Source organism: Candidatus Zixiibacteriota bacterium (assembly GCA_019038695.1).
Taxonomy (GTDB): domain Bacteria; phylum Zixibacteria; class MSB-5A5; order GN15; family FEB-12; genus B120-G9.
This window is the reverse complement of sequence record JAHOYZ010000002.1, coordinates 31,980-53,228: the sequence shown is the minus strand read 5'-3', so window position 1 is coordinate 53,228 and position 21,249 is coordinate 31,980. Positions and strand designations below refer to the sequence as shown.

At 50.4% G+C, this 21,249-nt stretch carries 19 protein-coding genes; 6 read left to right on the top strand and 13 right to left on the bottom strand.

Features of this window, described 5'->3' with window-relative positions:
• The first annotated feature begins 222 nt into the window (after positions 1-222).
• Positions 223-687, top strand: a complete 465-nt coding sequence (locus KOO62_00650) for a hypothetical protein (GenBank protein ID MBU8932492.1) — start codon at positions 223-225, stop codon at positions 685-687.
• A gap of 206 nt (positions 688-893) precedes the next feature.
• Positions 894-2,171 (top strand): ABC transporter substrate-binding protein, encoded by a 1,278-nt coding sequence (locus tag KOO62_00645; GenBank protein ID MBU8932491.1) that lies wholly within the window; start codon positions 894-896, stop codon positions 2,169-2,171.
• Between the two features lie 272 nt (positions 2,172-2,443).
• On the opposite strand, the gene KOO62_00640 is transcribed toward KOO62_00645, so the two are convergent.
• From KOO62_00640 to xrt, 8 genes are all read right to left on the bottom strand, one after another.
• Positions 2,444-3,070 carry a class I SAM-dependent methyltransferase gene (locus KOO62_00640; protein MBU8932490.1) on the bottom strand — a complete coding sequence of 209 codons (627 nt, stop codon included), beginning with the start codon at positions 3,068-3,070 and terminating at the stop codon, positions 2,444-2,446.
• 64 nt (positions 3,071-3,134) lie between these two features.
• The gene (locus KOO62_00635; GenBank protein ID MBU8932489.1) at positions 3,135-3,641 is read right to left on the bottom strand and encodes a transposase; all 507 of its coding nucleotides are present in this window, start codon (positions 3,639-3,641) and stop codon (positions 3,135-3,137) included.
• 145 nt (positions 3,642-3,786) lie between these two features.
• On the bottom strand, positions 3,787-5,283 hold the full coding sequence (locus tag KOO62_00630; GenBank protein ID MBU8932488.1) for an SLC13 family permease: 1,497 nt from the start codon (positions 5,281-5,283) through the stop codon (positions 3,787-3,789).
• A gap of 121 nt (positions 5,284-5,404) precedes the next feature.
• On the bottom strand, positions 5,405-5,929 hold the full coding sequence (locus KOO62_00625) for a CBS domain-containing protein (protein MBU8932487.1): 525 nt from the start codon (positions 5,927-5,929) through the stop codon (positions 5,405-5,407).
• Between the two features lie 204 nt (positions 5,930-6,133).
• Positions 6,134-7,078 carry a hypothetical protein gene (locus KOO62_00620; protein MBU8932486.1) on the bottom strand — a complete coding sequence of 315 codons (945 nt, stop codon included), beginning with the start codon at positions 7,076-7,078 and terminating at the stop codon, positions 6,134-6,136.
• On the bottom strand, positions 7,075-7,944 hold the full coding sequence (locus KOO62_00615; protein ID MBU8932485.1) for a decaprenyl-phosphate phosphoribosyltransferase: 870 nt from the start codon (positions 7,942-7,944) through the stop codon (positions 7,075-7,077). The genes KOO62_00620 and KOO62_00615 overlap by 4 nt, the downstream gene beginning before the upstream one ends.
• A 37-nt stretch (positions 7,945-7,981) precedes the next feature.
• On the bottom strand, positions 7,982-8,623 hold the full coding sequence (locus tag KOO62_00610) for an EpsI family protein (protein ID MBU8932484.1): 642 nt from the start codon (positions 8,621-8,623) through the stop codon (positions 7,982-7,984).
• Complete coding sequence (xrt, locus tag KOO62_00605; GenBank protein MBU8932483.1) at positions 8,620-9,465, bottom strand: exosortase; 846 nt, start codon at positions 9,463-9,465, stop codon at positions 8,620-8,622. The genes KOO62_00610 and xrt overlap by 4 nt, the downstream gene beginning before the upstream one ends.
• 171 nt (positions 9,466-9,636) lie before the next feature.
• On the opposite strand from xrt, the gene KOO62_00600 reads away from it, so the two are divergent.
• Together KOO62_00600 and KOO62_00595 are read left to right on the top strand one after the other, a co-directional pair.
• Positions 9,637-10,578, top strand: a complete 942-nt coding sequence (locus KOO62_00600) for a hypothetical protein (protein MBU8932482.1) — start codon at positions 9,637-9,639, stop codon at positions 10,576-10,578.
• Positions 10,579-10,585: 7 nt separating this feature from the next.
• Positions 10,586-11,245 carry a hypothetical protein gene (locus tag KOO62_00595; GenBank protein MBU8932481.1) on the top strand — a complete coding sequence of 220 codons (660 nt, stop codon included), beginning with the start codon at positions 10,586-10,588 and terminating at the stop codon, positions 11,243-11,245.
• Here the strand turns inward: KOO62_00595 and KOO62_00590 are convergent.
• The 5 genes from KOO62_00590 to gmd form a co-directional block, all read right to left on the bottom strand.
• On the bottom strand, positions 11,242-12,690 hold the full coding sequence (locus KOO62_00590; protein MBU8932480.1) for an HD domain-containing protein: 1,449 nt from the start codon (positions 12,688-12,690) through the stop codon (positions 11,242-11,244). The two genes, KOO62_00595 and KOO62_00590, sit on opposite strands and share 4 nt — an antisense overlap.
• Positions 12,690-14,468 (bottom strand): HEAT repeat domain-containing protein, encoded by a 1,779-nt coding sequence (locus tag KOO62_00585; GenBank protein MBU8932479.1) that lies wholly within the window; start codon positions 14,466-14,468, stop codon positions 12,690-12,692. The genes KOO62_00590 and KOO62_00585 overlap by 1 nt, the downstream gene beginning before the upstream one ends.
• Before the next feature lie 119 nt (positions 14,469-14,587).
• Positions 14,588-15,928 (bottom strand): nucleotide sugar dehydrogenase, encoded by a 1,341-nt coding sequence (locus tag KOO62_00580; GenBank protein ID MBU8932478.1) that lies wholly within the window; start codon positions 15,926-15,928, stop codon positions 14,588-14,590.
• Between the two features lie 25 nt (positions 15,929-15,953).
• Positions 15,954-16,922: a GDP-mannose 4,6-dehydratase gene (locus tag KOO62_00575; GenBank protein MBU8932477.1), complete on the bottom strand. Its 969-nt coding sequence runs from the start codon at positions 16,920-16,922 to the stop codon at positions 15,954-15,956.
• 4 nt (positions 16,923-16,926) lie between these two features.
• Positions 16,927-17,889: a GDP-mannose 4,6-dehydratase gene (gene gmd, locus KOO62_00570; protein MBU8932476.1), complete on the bottom strand. Its 963-nt coding sequence runs from the start codon at positions 17,887-17,889 to the stop codon at positions 16,927-16,929.
• Between the two features lie 284 nt (positions 17,890-18,173).
• Here gmd and KOO62_00565 point away from each other — a divergent pair, with 284 nt between their 5' ends.
• Complete coding sequence (locus KOO62_00565; protein MBU8932475.1) at positions 18,174-19,157, top strand: tetratricopeptide repeat protein; 984 nt, start codon at positions 18,174-18,176, stop codon at positions 19,155-19,157.
• A gap of 21 nt (positions 19,158-19,178) precedes the next feature.
• Entirely contained in the window at positions 19,179-21,236 is a 2,058-nt protein-coding gene (locus KOO62_00560) for a hypothetical protein (GenBank protein MBU8932474.1), read from the top strand.
• The last annotated feature ends 13 nt before the right edge of the window (positions 21,237-21,249 follow it).

The window sequence follows — 21,249 nt, the reverse complement described above, 5'->3', positions numbered from 1 at the left end:
CGGCTTGAAGAAAACCATTATGAATCCCCATAACAGGAAAGTCATGAGTATCCCCCCCATTTGATTTTGTTTTCCTCCGTCTCAAGGATAGAAATATTTCCGTAACTGCATGAATGCTATGTCAATAACGCCTGACAGACCAGGTTGGCAACGAGCTTGCATAGATTAATACTGAAACAAGACAGTAAATGACCCTGACCCAGGATAAACAAAGAAGGAGTCATGGATAAGCAGCCTGAAGACCGGAAACTATGTATCAATTGTGGCCGACCTCTGATCCGCCATAAAGGAGTCTGGCTTTGTGCCAAATGCAATCCCAGGGCAATTGATACTACCAATATCTTTGTAGATGATATTGAGACCAGCGAGCATGTCTTCATCGAATGCCCCGGGGCCACGATTTATGACTCCGAAACTGGTGAGGTAACCGAAGGCGTCAAGTGGATTGATGACGATGATGCCAGCCAGGGTTACGAGATAGTCGGAAAGGCTATCTACTCTCCGAACCACAAACCGCGCCGACGCATCAAGGTCGAGGCGGCTGGAAAGATTCGCCGCTGTCGGGCATGTCAGGATTACACGATCCGTTTACGTCGTCCAGAAGGACGTGATTTTTTCATTCCGTCGGTGAAACATCCTCGCCGGAGCAAGCTAAGGCCAATGAACCATGTATCGTATGAACCATAATTCAAGTTGCTCAGCAGTTGCACAGAATGGACCAAAGACTGGCTTGAATATGGAACTCAAAATCCAATCGATGATTGCCGGCTGCCGGGCTACCGACAACTCAAATGGGGGTTGCAGGTCGTCTCCTGCACCCTGGTTAAAAGATAGAATGATAACAGGATCAATAAGATCGGAACAGAACAAGATAAACGGGAGGTACTAAATCCATGAAGACAATTTACACCATCAGTCTGGTCGCAATTTTGATCGTACTGGGAACTGTGGCCGCTGCTGAGCAGACCGTTAAACTCGGTTTGATCTCCCCGCAATCTGGTTCCTACTCGGTTTACGGACAAGATCAGCAACGTGCTGCTGTGATGGCGGTCGAAGAAATCAATGCCGACGGTGGCATTCTGGGACACCAGGTTGAACTCATCATCATGGATTCAAAATCAAGAGCGGATGTGTCGGCCGAAAGTGTTTTTGAACTCATCAAGAATCAGAGGGTCGAGGCTGTCTTTGGCGGTGTCTCCGGCGAGGCTACCGGGATCGTATCCGATATCTGTCAACGTAGCGAAGTAGTCTTCATGGCTCCGGTTGCGTTTGCCAATACCGATGGCGGCAAGAAATCTCACCGTTATTCGTTTCAGGGTGGTTTCAACCCGAGGATGGCGGCCCGAGCTACAGCTGACTACATGAACCAAAATTTGTCCGGCCAGAAGCTCTGCTATCTCGTAACTGATCAAAGATGGGGATGGTCAACTGAGAGCAATCTCCGGAACTGGACCCAGACCAGGGATGAAGTCGATCATAAAAGATTTCTCATTCCTCCGGGGACCAACGGACCAGCCCTTGAAAACATCCTGGATCAAGTTCGTGCCTGTCAACCAAAGGCTCTGATTTTGGTCCAGTTGGGTGATGATCTGGTCGCGAGCCTCAAGATGATCTCAGCCAATGGCCTGAAAGATAAACTTGAGGTAGTTGCGCCAGTTGTCACTTTAGATCTGGCCGAAGCCGTCGGGGCCGATGCTATGGCGGGTGTTGTCGGTTGTACCGACTGGACCTGGTGTGTTCCCTACAAGTATAATCACCCTGAGGGCATCGGCTTTGTAGACCGCTTCTCTGAGCGTTTCGGTCGCTACCCGAGCAGTCTGGCGGCCAACGCCTATACCTGTCTCAAAGAATATCAGATTGCTGTCCAGCAGGTTGGTTCGTTCGATGCCCCGGCTGTGATTGAGAATCTTGAGGGACGCCAGTTCTCATCACTGAAGGATCAGCAGCAGTGGCGTAGTTGGGACCACCAGTGTGTGCAGTCGGTCTACGTTGTCCAGGGCAAGCCGAAGAATGAAGTGCTTGCCGATGGTTACCAGCTCGACTTCTTCAATATTCTGGACAAAGTGTCGGGACAATCCGTTGTTGCGACACGTGAGGAGTGGAACCTGCAGAGAGAGCGGGCTGGCCTATCGACCAGCCTTGAGCCACTCGAAGCGTATGCTGGGGAATAGGAACGACATCAAACGTTGAAATACAACGCGGCTCCTTCAGTTTGAAGGAGCCGTTTTCTTATTAATGGTGTTGCACTTCGTTTGTGAAGTTAGGGAATCCAGTCTTCGAATCCGGAACTGGATGCCGGATCAAGTCCGGCATGACAGATTGTGATTGGTGGGCGGTTGAACTTTGTTACCGGGTGCCCGGCTCAAACTTGGGCCGGTTCGGAGGGCGGCAGATGCCCTCGTCTGACCCTTTATAAAATTGCTTGCATGACAGTGTGCCGGCACTAGGCCCGTTTCTTCTGTAACAGAACGAATAAATGGCCGGACCCGGGACATGAGGCATCCTCCACTACTCGTGACCAGATTGGCTCGAATCCACAGTCTGCCAACATAGCCAAATTGGTCTCGACATCGTAATGACTCCAATACATCTTCACGCCCATATAGTCCTCGACAATGTCATCATCCAGATCATCCGCTCCCAAACACAGAAGAGCCAGCCCGGATGGCTTAAGGAGACGAAAGAACTGCCTAAAGATAGTCTTGTGTTCTTGCCGGGGCACATGGATGATCGCATAGTAAGAACAGATCGCGTCGAAGGTAGCATCCTGAAAACTAAGTTCAGTCATATCTTCGCAGACGAATTGGGCTTCGGGCACGAGTTGCTGCGCCAATTTGATTTGTGCTTCGGAGAAGTCAACACCCACTACTTCAAAGTGCTGACTCAGCAACCGGGTAATGGGTACGCCGGCACCGCAACCAGCATCGAGAATACGTGCACCTCGTGGCAGTCGCTGGACCAGCTCCTCAAGTAGTTGTACATCTCTGGAGTTCTTGGTACGAGCCGCAAGATACTCATTGGAGATAGTGTTGTACCCGGCTTTGACAATGTCTTTATTGATTTTCGTCATGCTCTTATCTCACTCGTACCAATGGCTGGGTGGCCCACAGCTTGCTGTAGGTTCCCTTAGCATCTCACCTTCCCCTAAACTCTACTATGTCTATATCCAGAAGTACATCTTTGTTGCCCTCGTAGCAGTTATAACTGGACCAACGCCAATCTGCCAGAGATGATACCAGACCTGCTCTCATTGGATTGCCATGACAGTACTTGATTTTCTCCTTAACTACTTCCGGCGTCCGACAATTGTGATCATAACAACGGCGCTGCCACAGTACCCGTTTCTTCCCTGACTGAATCGACGTTTGCTCCGAAAAAACTCTCCTCGCCGACAACGATTTCATTTCTCCGATTACTCGCCCAAGTTGTGTACCGTCCGGTGGCCACAGAACGAGATGCACATGATCAGGCATGATAACAAAGCCCAGAATACGGATATCGTATTTCTGTGCGACGCGGCGAAGTTCTTCCACCGCAATATCCCGTATGCGCGGAGTGGAAAGGCAGGGAAGATGGCGATAGCAACTGAAAGTCACAAAGCGGGCTGTACCGCCATCATCTATGTGACGCAGCTTAGTCATTGAGGTAATCTATGTATTTGCTGATCCCACCGCAAGCGGTGGGCCACCCAGCCTGATGCAATTGTCAGGAGGACAAGCCTCCTGACCTACCAAGCCTTGTCATGCCGGGCTTGATCCGGCATCTAGCAACATTAACTTTCTCCGCTTAGGGCAGCGTCACCGGCATGCCCATCATCGGCCAGATAACTCCCACGAACAGGGCCAGAACTACCGTTAGCAACACGCTGGCTGGAATACCGGCAGTGAAGAATTCACCGCTGGTAAACTGCTTGCTCTCGTAAGCAATGGCATTCGGTGCCGCACCTACCAGGAGAAGGAATGGCATTCCTGCCATAACCAGTGAGGAAAACAGTATGACTTCCGGTGATACACCGAGATAGGGAGCGATAACCAGTGCCACCGGTAAAGAAATGGCGATGGCGGCTACGTTCATTATGAAATTGGTCATCAACAGTACAAATATTGACACTCCCATGATGAACACAAAAGACGGGGCCGTCTCCAACAAGCCCAACCAGTTGATGGCCATCCAGCTTGCTGCACCTGTCTGCCACAGACAGAATCCGATGCTCATAGCACCACCAAACAGCAGGATGATGTTCCAGGGAATCAATTCCAGATCCTTAATAGATAGAATCCTGAAAACAAAAAAGAGTATCGTCGAAATCAGGATAATAGCGCTCTTGTTGAGGTTCTCAAGGCCGGGGATAAAGGAGCGACAACTTAGAGTAATGACCGTCAGACCAACAACCACCAAAGTAAGTATTTCGGGCCTGCTCATCGGTCCCAGTTTCTTGCTCAACGCAGATGCTCGTTCCCTCAGGCCGGGAATAGTACTGTGTTCCGGCTTGAAGAAAACCATTATGAATCCCCATAACAGGAAAGTCATGAGTATCCCCACCGGAGCCATGTAATACGACAATTCGAAGAACCCGACCTCGCGTCCCACGATGTCACGGAAAAATCCGATCGCTACTGCTCCACGTGCGGCACCCAGTAACGTGATAATACTGCCAGCCCCGGCCACAAAAGCCATTCCGATAAACAGGCCTTTGCCAAATTTGCTCGGTTTGTTGTCGGCATCATACAGAGCATAAATGGCCGCCAGCAGGGGATAGAGAGCCGCAGCCACGGCTGTGTGAGCCATGATGATTGTCAGCGCCGCCGTCATTACAAATGTTCCGAGGTAGATGCTGCTGGTTTTCTCACCAACCATCATGAGCATTTTATAGGCCATGCGATTAGTCAAGCCCGTCTTTGAAAAGGCCATACCAATGACAACAGAACCAAGAATAAACCACACCGATGGGTCCATGAAATCACCGAGGGCGCGTTTGGCCGAACTCAAGATTTCGTTGCCTTCTATGCCGATGACCGGGGGTCTGATGAGGAAAAGACACTGGGTGACGCCGATTAAAATACTCGTTACGCCGATTGGTACTACTTCAAAAACCCACCAGGTAGCCGCCAATAGGAAAAGTCCAAGCGCCGCTTTGCCCTGCGAAGACAGCTGAAAAACCTCTCCCGCCGGGTCAATTACATCCGGCCAGGGAGGCGAGAAATTGACGCCGCAGAAAAGGCCAACCCCGAGCAGCATCAGACCGATTCTCTTCCAGTCTATCCCTCGCTTCTTGCCTGCCATAAAAACATCATGCGGCATCGGTCCCAGGTCGCCGTTCTTTCCACCGGTGTCGCCTGGCATCAGATATCTTCTAATCATTCTCTATTCCTGTCAATTCTTCCAATTGAGAATCCACCCCTTACTAGAGGAGAATGTTGGCTATTTCGTGAAAAACATCGACACTGCGCACTACTCCGACGACCCTCCCGTCTTCTAAGACGGGAATCAGGTTGAGATCACGCTCTATCATCACATGAATAACCTTGACCAGGTGGTCGTCACTTGCTACTGAAGCTCCTATGGGTTGCATCACTTCGCTGATCACTATCTCAGCCTGCTTCTGCATCGTATGAGATAGTGTACCAGAGGAGACCTCAGCCAGGTTGGGGTCAACGTCCAGCTCCAGCGGAGAACGCTCAGAATGGACCGACAAATGATGAAGGAAATTGGGTTCCAGACCGCTAAGAATGTCACGCCGACGGACGACTCCCAGCAGGCGGTATTTCTCGTCGAAGACAAGTAAGGCTCGCGGTAGAGAGCTACGTCCGTTGATCTCCAGGACAGATTTCTCAAGTTCAGCAACAGCCTGTCGCAGAGTGAACCAATGGGGGATATGCGGATACTTGTTCAGGGGAATCATGATGTCCCCGGCACGTTTTGCAGCCATTCACAACTCCGGGTTTGAAGTACAATTCGTACTCAACTGCACCTACGCGACTGGTAGCCGATTATTAAACTTCGTCTACCGGCGCGTCTCTGTTTGAGCATATTAGGTAAGGGCTGTCGCTTCGTTTGTCAACCAACTATTGACCAGGCCGGCAGATTGGTGAAAACTACGTATCATCCACACATTGTTTGATACCGTTTCTTACTACTTGATCAACCCGTCCACCCACTTCGACAGCAGAGCTTCATCGGGTAATGTCCCATAGCCGACTATCCCCACAATATTAGTACGTGCCAGTCCGGCGACGATCTGACCAGCCTGAGGATGTTCAAAAGACAGCCCATGCCCACCTTCGAATCTGATCGTGGTAGACACTTCATACAGGTTGCCGATGTCCATGGCATAGCTACGCAGTGATATATACTGCTTACCGCTTGGGTCCGGCGCCAGGAAAACGGTGATAGTATCGCCTCCGGACAAGTAGTCGATTGTGTAGACGCTGTTGAAATTAGGAATACCGAGGTAGTTGTACGGATAATAATGAGCCGAGGCAGCTATCCGGTTGCGGTACGGAAAAACAATGAAGAACGGTGGCGTTTCGGGGATTGACTCAATGTTTCGGTCGATCAGCCAGGCCAGAGTAGTAATTGCAATGCTGTCTGCTACCTGCTTAGTTGACAGGGTAATGAAATATTCGAAGTGAGTGAAATAGCGGGTACTACCAACGACATACGATTCTGCTCCCGGCGGTGTAAGCAATACTCCATGAGGCCTGTGGCTGGCATAGAGACCATAGGCGTCCTGCAATTCGGCACACTGAGCGATTTGCACATCAACGGACACTCCGCCCACATCAAATGTGGTTACGGCCACCCCAACACAATTGTACGAAATATAATGATCTGACATTTCCCCCAGGAATTCAGGCATTTCGCCGAGCCGCATGACCTGTATTGATTCTGTGCGTTTGACATTGATCGAATCTACTGCATCGGGAAATAACGCGTCGGCATCAAAGGGCCAATCAGCCAGAGTTTGCAGATTGGGACCAGCTTCTTTGATAGGCGGTGCACTGCTGCTTTCCTTATCATCACAGGAAAGCAGCGCTGCAGCGAATATTGTGCATGTAAGGAGAAGGACTATCTTCAAATGACATATAGAACGAGACTGGCCGTAATTAGCCATAGCATCACCGTGAGCAATATTGGTTTGTCGCTTATCAGCACTTGTGTAGGCGAGCCGCCTTGATCTTCCCGGTGGATGAGATACAGATACCGAAACAGGCCATAGATCACAAACGGAATTGTCACAAACAGGTTGTCGGTGCCAAGCTTGACTGAGACCTCGGTTGAGAAACTGTACAGCATATAAATCACTATGATAGCCGCAGTCACAACCGCGATGAACTGGTCCAGCAAAGCAGAGGAATACATGCTGAGTGTTTTCCTGTGGGCGGCGGAGTCTTCGAGCCAAACCAACTCGTATCGCCGCTTGCCCAAGCCTAGAAAGAGAGCCAGCAACAGCGTGTTTATCAGCATCCAGGTTGAAGCGGGGACATCTATGGCAAACGCTCCGGCATACGCCCGTACAACAAAGCTCATCGCCACTGCCAAAACGTCAACAATGATCAGGTTCTTGAGGTGCAGGGAGTACAGTACATTGAGCGTAAGAAATACAATGGCAGAGTAAAAGAATGCCAGATTCATGAACCAGGCACTGACCAGTCCCGCCACTGCCAGAAATAAGGTCAAAACAATGGCCGTTCCGGGAGTAACCCGGCCAGCGGCCAACGGTCGATTTTTTTTGCGTGGATGTTTCTGGTCCCGTTCGATATCAATCAGATCGTTGAATGTATATACAGCCGATGATAACAGGCAGTAGATGGCGATTGCCAGGAGTGTAAGGCCAACTTTCTCGGGATGGTTGAGTTCTCCGGCAAACACCAGCGCCAGCACCATGATACCGTTTTTCAGCCACTGCGCAGGTCGGATCAGTCTGAGAATATCGAATAGCATGTCGAAGAATACTAAACCTCTTCCTGACACTCAAGTGTTAATCGCCAAAAGGAAGGGCGCGTTCAATGTCAGTATGGAAAACATTAAAAAACTCAATGGCTTTATCTGTGGCCGCATCAATGTCACCGTCCTTGACCGGTACAGTGAGACGCACAAAAGCGGCATCGGTCGGTCGTAGCAGAAGCGAATTTTTCATCAGATCAAACTTAATCCCAAACTCTTCGCGAATACTGCCGCTGCGAGTCTCGAACCAGTAGAACATCAACTGTCGACTGGTCTGGGTTCGGATACTAACGCGGTTTACGCTCTTCGTTCGGCCATCAGGGAGAGGAAGCGAGAAAACTTCCAGCCGGTCAATCTTCCACCCCCCACCCGGCAGGCAATGCTTTGGCGAATGAATCTGGCTACCGTATTTCTGAGATTCAAAGTAAGCAATGAACAACCAGTAAACTGTGCCCTCGGCATCAACGTACCGTCTTAGCGTAGTAGTATCAGCCTTAAGAACGTCATAGCTGAGTTCAGAGAAACGCTGTTCCTCACCAGTGTACTCACCGGAATTGTAAGCCAGGACTCCGAAATCGGCTGGTCGATCAGGTTTCTGCTCACTGAGACGCAGGAAGTTTCCAATGGCTCCACCCAGAACAATTATAACCATAGATATCAACGCTGCCGTCTTCACTTGAACACCCTCCTGAGAATAGCCCCGAACAGGAAAAGCAGAGTGAAGGCGACCACAAAAACCAGCAGCCCCATAATCGAATGGAAAGGCTCTTCGGTTATTTGCCCAGAGACCATAACCACTATAATTGATGTTACCAATACCCGAAATACGTTGCCTACCACGGCGATGGGGATAGTGGAAAGAAAAAGTAGGGTCTTGGCTGTGAAGCGTTTCTGACTGGAATAGGCATAGATTGCTCCCAGAGCCAATAGAGAAACCAGTGATCTGATCCCCGAACATGCTTCGGCAACTTCCAGAGTGTGTCCGGTGACGTGGATGATGTTCCCTTGACGAATAGCATTCATGCCGAGTACGTTAAGAGTGTCGACGGCAACCTTGGTGGCCAGAGCCTGCATGGGAAAGGTGGCAGCGTAGTAGATCACATAAGGAAGTGGTATCATGAACAATAGAAAGAAGAAGGCGAACCAGGTGGTCCGAATGACCTGGGAACCAAAAAGGTAGAGCGTCAGGCCAAGAAGAGCCATGACAAAGGAAAAACGCAGAGTAAAATATTCCGCAGCACCATTGGCAACCACAAACATGATCATGGCCAGCGCCAGTAATACCAGACCGCGCCAATCAGATGTTCGGGGAAGTGTTTTCAGGACGTCTCTTTTCTGCCAAATCAATGTGGCAGAGACGATTGGGATCAGAAAGCCGTGGGAGTAGTTGGGGTCATTCCACCAATCGTTAACCAGGTCGATCAAGGCTGGTATATAAACGATAATGAGTCCAGTCAGAGGAATCAGACTCCAGCGATAGGAAGTGTCTGCGGTGATTGTATTACTCTTTGGTTCCATAATTTTATTAAGATACAGTATTATTCTTTGAGGCACATCCTTTATAATATGTAATCGGCGTTTGAAGTGATGGTATTGAGTTGGGATGTTACATTGCCTCGGCGATTCTCCAGCAAATGCTGGAAGATAAATTGTTTTCCTACACCTTACTATTGACTATAATGTTCCGCAATGAGACACAGACAACAAAAAGGACCACGCCCGCACTTCCTGATACTGCTGAACAGACAGGCGACGAATTTCAGCGAAGACACAGTCCAGTGTCTGACTGAGACTATCCGGTCTGAGGACGGACTATACACCATTGAGGAACCTCGCTCGGCGGGAGAACTGGTGCGTATGACCGAAGTCATCTGTGGCGTTCGGCGCAGTCATCGTCGGCTTCCATCCTATATGACACGCCGTGGAAAAGTAACGGCTCTGGTGGCGGCTGGTGGCGATGGCACGGCCAACAAGGTTGCCGGGGTAGCTCTGGCGGCAGGGTTACCGATGGGAGTTCTCCCGATGGGCAGGTATAACGACATAGCTCGATCGCTGGATCCATCACTGGACATAGACCGGATCTCCACTGCTATTGCGAAGCGCAAGTATCGACAGATTGACACCATACATGTTGATGGGAATCTGGTCGTCGGATCCCTGTCTATGGGTCTCCTGGCTCAGTTGCGAGAGGAACTCACCGACAGAAATGGCCCCCGATTTGCTTTTCGTTGGAAGTCTCTCGGAACCAGGGTAGCCGAAGCGGTCAAGCTACGGCGCTTGATTCTGAAACTGGATGCCTTCCGCTTTGAAATCCGACCGACAGTTTTGAATATCAACCTGTTGCGGTATACTATGGGGCTTGATATTTCTCCGGCTTCTATCCTGGACGATCAACAGGCCGAGGTAATTTTCGATGTCGAATGCGATGACCGAGATTTGGGGAATTATGTGCGCCAGGTGTATAAAGGTAAATACCTGTATGGGAATGAAGTGCGCCTGTTTCGGGGGTCGGTTATTCATCTGCATTCAGTACGCCAGCAACAGGTCTTGATTGACGGCGAGAAAGTTCATCTGTCGACCAACGAAGTGGAAATGCAGGTAAGCAACCAGAGCCTGAAGATATTCTGCTGAGAAAAAGATGCGATTACTGGTTTTATTTCTTTTGACTCTTCTACCCGCAGTGGGATTCGGCGCTACCAACGGCGAGGTTTCCTCGAATACTACTGAAAATGAAGTTGTGTTTGATTCCACCGGGATTGACAGCGCTTTGACACGCGACACTGCCAGTGTTGAGGAGGTACCCGCCAGAGATACAGTTCTGTTTCACCTCGGGCCGCAGTTGACCGCCTATACACTGGCATCCGACTCAATCAACTTAGAGGATCGATTGACTCAGAATCCAACTAAGGCTTTGTTCAAGTCAATGGTGCTACCCGGTTGGGGGCAGTATGGAAACAGGAGCTACTTCAAAGCGGCGCTGTGTGTTGGGCTGGAGGTCTGGTTGATCAGTTCGGCGATCAAGTATGGTTCAGAGGCGTCCGATTTCTATGCGAGCTATGAAGCCGATACCACTGTAGCCGGTCGCAATTCATTCTATGATCTCTATTTAAACCGCAAAGACAGCCGCAATAAATACACCTGGTTTGTATTTATTGTCTCGTTCTTGTCAATGTTCGATGCTTATGTTGATGCCCACCTATCAGGCTTCCCCGACAAACAACGTCTTGGCAATATAGATTTGGAAGTGAGACCGGATTTCGAAGGTGGTATCAAAGCCGCCCTGACTATGCCATTCTAATCATTGAGGATAAACTGACGCAGATCAAGACCGTACTGCTCAGGCTCAATCCGGCGAATGATCCGTCGCTGTTCATTTTCAGTCAGCCTTAGATCGGCCCACTCGGGTTCAGCTAATAATCCCTCGCGGTTGCCTACTATCTGCACCGACGGGCATTCCGCGCAATCATCGTTGTTCGTCAGCACCAACGCAATTTCATCAGTGCTGAGTAGCACCAGCGTTCCGGGAGGATACGACCCGATGACATCCTGAAAAACGTTCAGCAGGAGTGGATCGAACTTAGGTTGCATTTGGTAGCGCATCTTCTTCAGTACCCCGTCGGGAGCGATGGTTCTCTTGATGTATATCCTACCTGAAGTCATTGCATCGAAAGTATCTGCGATGGAGATTATTCTGGAGAAGAGTCCGGGCTGATTATTTTTGTATTTCAATTGTGGATAGCCGGTGAAATTAAGATTGATATGATGTTCAAAGGCACTGCGTGCTGCACGCACCGAATGTGTATCGAGCTTCAGGCCACGGAGCATAGTCTTGGCTCCCAGAATGGGATGCTGTTGTATTTGCATCCAGTCGTTTTCGTCGAAGGCATCCGGCTTGCGGATGAGGTCCTGTGAAAGCTTGACCTTGCCGATGTCATGAAACAACGCCGCATACCCCAATTGGGACAGGCGGGGACGGTCCATACCCAACGTGACACCCAGGGCCAGAGCATACACGCAGACGTTGGTAGAATGAGCATAGGTATAGTCATCGAAATCACGAATGGCGGTTAGTTCAATAAGTGACGAAAAGTCCTCCTCGATAAGATCAGCCAATGAGTGTACAACCCGTCGTATCCGGGTAATGTTCATCTCGCGGCTCTTGGTGGCGCAGACGACGACATCTTCCACCGCTGCTACAGCTCGGAAAAACGTCCTTCGGGCGGCAACACGGAGTTGTTGCCGACGTTCTCGATCATCCTCCGGCTCATCTGGCTCTGATTCGTGCAAAGCGAGCAGTTCAATATTGCCCCCACCCGGGTGCTCAATGTCGAGGGCTGTCTGGCCCGGAGCAAGCGATTCTCTTGTAAACGTTGTAACCCGCGACAGAAAATGTACCAATTCGTCGGTGGAGGTTCCGACACGCGTTCTCACTCCACCAATACCCAAACCATACCATTCCTTCACGACGTCCCTCGCCACGGCCTGCCCCAGCCGTTCCTGGCGCACCAGTTTCTCATTCACAAACAGATGTTCATCGATTACTTTTATCGCGATCTCGCCGGTCGAGCCGGCCATCTCGTCTACCAGCTCCACGAACTTGCGGCACTGATCGTGAAATGTTGGGTGATCCGAACCAACGATGCGGATATTCTTGTAGAGAGCGAAGAGCAGACTGACAAGTCCCTGGTCCTTCTCGCTGGCGAAGGCTCGTCCCGATTCAGCCAATGAAGCTGCAGTTGTCATCAGCGATCCTCCTCGACAAGCTCTGTCCGGACTTGCAGGGCAAGCTGGGCTCGACGTCGGATGTCCGGGCGCCAGCTGGAAAGCAACCGCTGGAGTTGTTTCTCTGCTTTCTCGCTTTTGTTATGTGACAGGGCTTCAAAAGCGGCTTGCCGATTGAATGATTTGATCTGTAGTCGAAAGGGATTGAGCGGGCGAATCAATTTGAGTAGGAGATGAACGGCTCGCTCACCACCCAAACGGGAATATGTCTTCATCAAACTTCCTTGGTCGTGTTGGTCGATGAGTAGAAAATCGGGATCTTCGATAATCTCGGCAATGGTATCGAAGGCTTCCTCCGCCTTTTGGGATGTAAGCGTGTCGATTGCCTTGTGTCTGATTTCGGGGTCGGCATCAAAAACCGCCTGACCGAGCAATTCGAATGCCATAGGATGGTTGGTCTGGTACAATTGGCTTACCAGTTCCAGTCTGACCCGCCGTTCCTCGTGTCCTGCGGCATGTTGCAATATTCGAATCGATTGTTCGTTCCCAATCCTGGCCAGAATTGCGACCGTATTGCGCACGACGTACCACCGCTTGTCATAGACTCCTTTGGCCAGCAGGTTTGGTCTTTCGCGGCCTTTCTGAGCCAGGTAATCACATAGAGCCTCTCTGTGGTGGCGATGGTCGCATTCACCCAGGAGATCGGCAATAGAGCTCAGTGCTTCCCAATTAAAGCAATTCAGAATTGACAGCAAAGAGTTCCTGTCCACGTCTTTGTTCTTGTTGAGGGTTTCGCCCAGCAACGCCATGCTCTCACGGCTTCCCATTGTAACCCGAGCGTCTTTGAGACGATTGCTGTGGGCTGATTGTTCAGACTCAAGCTTCTCTTCCAGTTCTGTCAGATACTTGAGAAGATCGCTTGCCGAGGTCAGCAAGTTGGCCTGAACAAGTTCGATAAGCACCTTTTCACATATCATGATCGTCTCGCTGAATCTGGTCAATTCCGAATCCTGAAGTAACATTTCCTTGAGCAACTCGACAACTGATGTAGCGTAGTCAAACCTGGCATCCTCAGCCAGAAGCTTTTCGATTTCGCGCTCCTCAGCCCTGGAGAATTCCGCCTCGGTATTGAAGTCAAATAGCGACGGTATCGCGGGGCCAGTCTCCTCGGGTCCCGAAAGTCCAATCATATTGAGGACGTCCTCATCCTCCGCAGTATTCTCTTCCGGAATGCCGGAGTCAGTGAAGATGTTCTCATAGGGAGCCACGGCAGGGAAGGCATCGTCAGGAATATCTGGCCGCGACCATCGCCCCATCTCCATCATCTCCAGTGACGTGCTGTCAAAAGACAACAGGTCGTAGTCCTCAATGGTCTCGAAGGAGAACCCTGGCAGATCAGCTTGCCAGAGCAATTCGGCCATGTCCTCGCTATCATTCTCTCGATTGAGGTGTATCTTGAAGATAGAAAGCAACTTCAGAACCGTACCTATTTCGAGTTCGGACTCGAATGTGAAATTCTGAATACCGTTTTGGAAAAATAGGTTGGTTAACCCATCCTCCCCCTGAACATTTTGCAGGATAGGCTCGTCGTCCACCAGTAGGCTGTCCTTCTCGACTCCTACTGCCAAGGCACCATGATCGTAGACAAACTCAGATAACCGTTCTGCAAACGACTGCCTCAAGGATTGTGGTAGGGTGTTATCCTCCGGGTACATCGAGACAACCTTGATGACCTTCAGGAAATCCTTGAGGATCGCTTTTAGTTCGGCGTTCTGCTCAGTATTCGTAAGAATCGTCATAATCCTCTGACCTATATGCTATTTCTTTCTTTTCGGCAGATTCCACCCTGGAGTGAATCTTATCAGAAAAAAAGCCCGACCATCAGGTCGGGCTTATCTCGTATCAGAGGCAGTGAAGCTTAGAGCAATTCGATCTTATCGCGGTTTTTCCGAACCGATCGAGTAGCATTGCGGGCATCGAAAACGCCTCGCGCGTGATCAACTATCCACTGGTAGTTATAAGACGAATGGTGTGTCAGAATAACCGTGAGATCCGCTTTCTTGACCAGTGCTGCCGTTAATCTGACAGACTTGCGAGAGGTGTTGTTCCACGCTATCTCAGGCACGTGCGGATCGTTATAGACCACCTTGGCCCCACTCTTTTCCAACAGCGTGATGACATCAAGAGCCGGAGATTCTCGCACATCCTTGATGTCTGGCTTATATGCCACGCCCAGTACCAGAATATTGGATTTGTTGAGAGCTTTGGCAAAGCGCTGGTTCATCATTGAGGCAATACGTTGGGTCACCCATTCCGGCATCCCGGAGTTGATATCGCCGGCCAACTCAATAAACCGTGCGTAGTAGTTGAGCGACTTGAGTTTCCATGACAAATAATGGGGGTCGATAGGAATACAATGTCCACCCAGACCTGGGCCGGGATAGAACGGCATAAATCCGAACGGCTTGGTAGCGGCGGCGTCAATGATCTCCCACACATCCAGTTTGAGCCGGTCGCACATCAGGGCCACTTCGTTGACCAGTCCGATATTCACCGAACGAAACGTATTTTCGAGCAATTTGACCATCTCTGCCGCCTGGGTAGAGGAGACAGAATGAATATTGGGCATAGTCTGTTCATAGAATATCTTGGCAGCTTTGGTGCAATTGGGTGTTGTTCCACCTACTACTCGTGGAGTATTCTTAGTAGTATAACGAGGGTTTCCGGGATCGACCCGCTCCGGCGAAAAAGCCAGAAAGAAATCTCTGCCTACCTTTTTGCCGCCATCCTGCAACAAAGGCAGGATAAGATCCTCAGTTGTGCCGGGGTAGGTAGTTGATTCCAGCACCACCAGAGCACCCTTCTTCAGGTTTGCCTTGACGCTTCTTACAGCCGACAGAATGTAACTAACGTCGGGATCCTTGGTTTTCGACAGGGGGGTGGGTACACAGATAGATATAGTGTCCATTTTGGAAATCTGCTTGAAATCTGTGGTAGCCTTGAAACGACCAGATGAAACCTCCCGCTTGACTGTATCGTGTCGGATATCATCAATATCAGACCTTCCATCGTTGAGCAGCTTGACCTTTGATTTTGATATATCAAAGCCGGTAACTCTAAAGCCACCATGAGCCAACTCCATAGAGAGGGGTAAACCGACATAACCCAACCCTACAACACCAACTTGTGCTGAATGGTTTTGCAGTTTCTTGATCAGCCTCTGATAGGCATCAACATTTCCTTTTGTCTTCCTGGCCATCCTTGTTCTCCTGCCATCTCAGTGGCTAACTGGAGGATAATCTTGTGATCCAATATTCGAAGGTGTTACGCAAAGTCGTCTTGATACTATATCGGGGGTTGTAACCCAGCTCTTGAATTGCTCGCTTATTATTGCCGCGCAGAACCGGAATATCACTCTTACGGAGACGTGACCGATCCGTAACAACACGGACCTTTTTTGAAGTCAGGCCCAGTAGCATATTTAGTACCGTTTGAATCGTGATAGCCCTTCCCGAACTCAACTGGTAGCATCTTCCGGAACGGCCTTTCTCCGCCAGTAAGCGATAACCCACTGCAATATCTCGTACATCACTAAAATCCCGGCGAGCACCGAGGTCGCCCACCGCCATACGCGGCTTCCGTAGTCCGAGTTCAATGGCCGCAATCTGACGCGCAAAATCTGGTACAACAAAGCTCTCCGCCTGACGCGGGCCGCAATGATTGAAAGATCGAGAAATCGTTACTGGTACGTTGCGTTGACGGGCGTAATACCGGCACAACTGCTCGGCAGCCGTTTTTGAGATACCGTAAGGTGACACCGGATTGAGAGGGTCATTTTCGGTCAGGGTTCGATTCCTCGGTGAAAACGAACCATAACAATCGGCAGAACTAACAAAAACCATTTTCCTGAGCCGAGGAAGCGCCTCTGCGCCCTGCAAAATGCTCAGTGTTCCCTCGACATTAACGCGATAGGTCAATCGTTCCTGTAAGAATGATTTCCCTACCGAAGCCATTGCGGCGAGATGAAATATGTAGTCAGGTTTGAATTTCACTAGCGTCTGTCGGGTACGGTCGGGGTTAAGAATGTCAAGCCGGACCAAATCCAGGTCTCTCTTTATGGAAGAGATATTCGCCGTTGGTTCGCCTTTCATCAAAGCTCCGCCTACGCGATAGCCCTTAGCCAATAGCTCCTCAGCTAAGAATGAACCGGCGAATCCACCAATCCCGGTTATAAAGGCTCGTCGTACCGGCAAAGGTTTACCCAGCTTCCGACAAACGTTTGAAATCGGAATCGACCATCATTTTGACCAATCCCTCAAATGACACTGACAATTCCCAACCGAGTTCCTTCCGGGCCAAGGACGAGTCACCCAGCAGCAGATCGACTTCGGCCGGACGAACGAAGCGCGGATCAACTACTACATAATCTTTATAGTCCAGGTCAAGATGTCCGAACGCTAGCCGGACGAATTCCTCAACCGAATGCGTCTCACCGCTGGAAATGACATAATCCTTAGGTTTGGATTGCTGAAGCATCAACCACATGGCTCGTACATAGTCGCCGGCATAGCCCCAGTCGCGTTTGGCGTCCAGGTTTCCCAGGGCCAGTTTGTCGGTCAATCCGAGCTTAATCTTGGCTGCGCCGTCGGTGATCTTGCGGGTAACAAACTCAAGTCCCCGGCGTGGGGATTCGTGGTTGAACAGGATCCCCGATGAAGCATGGAGGTCATAGCTCTCGCGGTAATTGACCGTAATCCAGTGACCATAAACTTTGGCGACTCCATAGGGTGACCGAGGGTAGAACGCCGTTTCCTCAGTTTGAGGCACTTCACGCACCTTGCCAAACATTTCTGATGATGATGCCTGATAGAAACGGATGCTGGGGTTCACATGGCGAATAGCTTCGAGCACTCTGGTAACTCCAAGTGCGTCAAACTCCGCCGTCAGTAGCGGCTGATCCCAACTGGTAGGAACAAACGACTGGGCGGCCAGGTTGTAGATTTCGTCGGGTTTATATTCCTCCAGAATCCTGATGATTGACAACTGGTCGAGCAAGTCCGCCTGTGCGAATGTGATCTTGTCCTTGATATGTTCTATTCGTTCAAAGGATTCGGTCGAGGCACGACGAACCATCCCAATCACTTGGTATCCCTGTTCCAGAAGAAGTTCAGCTAAGTACGATCCATCTTGCCCGGTGATACCGGTAATAAGAGCCTTCATAGAAAACACGCTTTCTCAAGTAATAGTGGTAACAGTATCGGTTCATTCCGAAACGGCACTGCCAATAATCATAACCCAAAATATAGGTTCGCCAAACGAACCGGTCAAACACAATTGGTCCGGCTTTAACGTTGGTTATACACTGCGCCGCACATCTGGTTGATCAGTATATTCTTATGGTTTCCGAATCGTTACCGTTGTATATTCGCATGGTAGACATGAGATTATTGATAGTATGCTTTTTTCGGGCCGTAGATAAAATCCGAAAACACGTTGGAGGTTTATTGAGACAGCTCATTTCCATATTGATAGCCATTTCCCTGCCATTTGCGGCATGGGCCATCGAACCAAAAGGCAAAGGATACCAAGTGACTGATACCCAACAGAGTGCTGACTCGCTGCTCAACGAAGCGGACGCTACGTTCAAAGCCCGCGACTACAAGGCTGCCCAAAAACTCTATCAGAAGACGTTCGATGTTTCGCAAAAGGAATTCAACGTCTCAGTAGAAACTGAGGCTCTGGCCCAGATGGCTCGGATGAATCTGATCCAGGGGAACAAGGACGAAGGGCGCACCTGGCTCGTCAAAGCTGAAGAAAAGGCGCGGCAGTCTGACCCTATGGGTTGGTCGCGGTACCTCGGGGTACGCGGTCGGTTTGAATGGCAGGACGATGATCTCAAAGCAGCGCGAGCTACATTCGAACAGATGTTTGACTTCTGCAATGCCAGTGCGCTATGGGGACGGGCTGTTGATGCCGCCCACATGATAGCTATCGTGGCCGAAACACCAGAGGAGCAGATCGAGTGGGGACGCAAGGGAATCGAAGCGGCCGAGGCAGCCGACAACGAATCATGGTTGGGACCGCTGTGGAACAACCTGGCCGGAACCTACTGGGACATCAAGAAATTTGACACTGCCCTGACCTGTTACGTGAAGGCGCGAGAATACCACTGGCGATTTTCGGGCGAAATAGCCAAGCTGTTCGCCGATTATCATGTGGGCATGACACATCGTCATCTTGGAAACTACGACGAAGCCCGCCAGTGGCTGCGCCCGGTATTGGCCTGGGCCGAACGCCTTGAAAACCACGGAGCAATCGGGCAGGCATGTGAAGACCTTGGCGAAGCGGACATTGCTGAGGGGAAAAAGGACTCCGGGCTACAAATGCTCAAACGTGCCCGCGAAGAATACAAGCTTGAGGGCTACGATAAATCCTGGCCTGAAATCTGGGAGAATATCAATAAGCGCATTGCTGAAGCGGAAAAGTAACACTCGACGGAAGGCCTGTTGATGGCAGATAGAAGCAGCGAGACGACCAGCGCAGCCTTAGTTCCGATCCTGTATGCGGTCGTTGTGGTCTCCCTGTTTGTGGCTTCGTTTTTCCCTGAGTATCGTATCTGGGGCATCAGTCATTGGGCCTATTTCCCACTGTGGGTTCGGCTGGCGCTGCTTGGGTTGGGAATTCTGGCCGGGATACTAATCCTCAGGTGGCCATTTGGACATGTGGGGACCGCAGACAGCGGCATCGCTACTGATCGCAAGAGATTCATGGCAGTGGCAGTTCTGCTGCTGGGTGTCTATGGTTTATCATTCTATGTCTTCCGGGCGCAGACTCATTTCCTCGGGGACGGTTACCTGTTGCTGGGGTTGCTCGAATCGGGTAACCTGATTGTCAAGCTGAGCAATATCGGCGAAACCATAATCCACACATCGGTGTTCTCACTTCTGCCAGAAACGATGCGAGAACGATCTCTGGTCACCTACCAGACGCTATCGATCATAGCCGGTCTGGTTTTACTCATATGCAGCGTGTGGGGTGCCATGCTTATTGCAAAAAACATATTCTTCCGCCTGCTGTTGTTGCTCGGCCTGATTTCATCAGGGTATATGCTCCTGTTTTTCGGATATGTTGAGCACTACTCGTTCTTTACGGTCTCCGTTATGTTATTCTGTCTCATTGGTATTGCAGTTTGTAAGTTGCGACTCAACCGATGGACAATCCTTCTTCCGCTAGCGATGGCAATTTGGTTGCATTTTTTCGGGATATTCCTGATTCCCGCCGCCGGGTACTTGCTCTTTCTGAAAACCCCGTTTGCCTCCTATGTGATCCGTACGAGAAGGGCCACCAGAGTGCTCGCCGTTGCTCTGACTGTGGTTTTCGCACTTATGGCTCTATGGTATGCCTGTTCTCAAAGTTACTATGCCCTTTTTGCCTTGGTATCACCGATCGCGACCCGGTTTACGGTTGAAGGCTATACTCTATTTTCGCTGAATCATCTGGCCGATTTTGCCAACCTTGTCTTTCTCCTGCTCCCTGGGCTTCCTCTGATGGTAGCTGTATCTGCCAGGCGGTCGGTGTGGAAGAAGCTAACGGAACCGTGGTTCCGCTTTCTGATGATCGCAACAGTCTGTTGTCTGGGAGCGGTCTTCATGTTTGACCCCAAATTGGGGATGCCCCGTGACTGGGATCTGTTCTCCTTTGCCGGCATACCTCTCACCGTTATGGTGTACTGGTTGCTGTTGTCTGGCCCCGACCCTCACAGACATGATCTCAAAGCAGCGGCGTTGTCTGTGGTTCTTGGTCTGTTGGTCCTTGTTCCCAGAGTCGCCGCCGGAGTTGTACCCGAGATGGCCATCAGCCATCTTCGAGATTACATGCAGCTGGATCATACCAAGAGCCGAGCGGTAACGCAGGTTTTGGGTGAGTACTATGAATCAGTCCATAATATCCCCGCTGCCTACGAAGAGTATGATCGCTACTTCCGGGAATACCCTGAGGAGAGTATTGGTCTACAAGCCAAAGATCTGGCTATGGAGGGCCGTTTTGAAGAAGCTGTCGATCTCAATGAACAGGCGATCCGTCTTAATCCGATGTACTCGGGTGGCTACGCCAATCTTGGACATTGCCTTAACAAGCTGGGACACTATGATAGTGCTCTCGTTGTACTGAGGATTGCCGACGGGTTGAATCCGTATCAATCTGCAATCCTCAGCAATCTGTGTTTTGCCATGGTTCAACTCAGGCAATACAGGGAGGCCGAGTGTTATTGCCGGAATGCCATGTTATACGATTCCACTCAGCTGTTGCCTATGGTGGGTATCACTCGAGTGTACCTGGTGCAGCAGCGGACTGTTGAATACGTTAGGATGTTACTGCGACTTATGGCCCGACCGGAGCCGCCTCTGGGCTCAGCGGTGGAATTGGTGGACTATTATCTGTACACCGGGGACTTCTCTAAAGCGCTGGATATCCATCGACTTCACATACAGCCTGCTGCCGACAGTATCTACGTTCGCCGGATCAAGGCCACCTTGCGGAGTCTGGTGGAGACAGGCGAGGCAGATTGATCCCTACGGAACT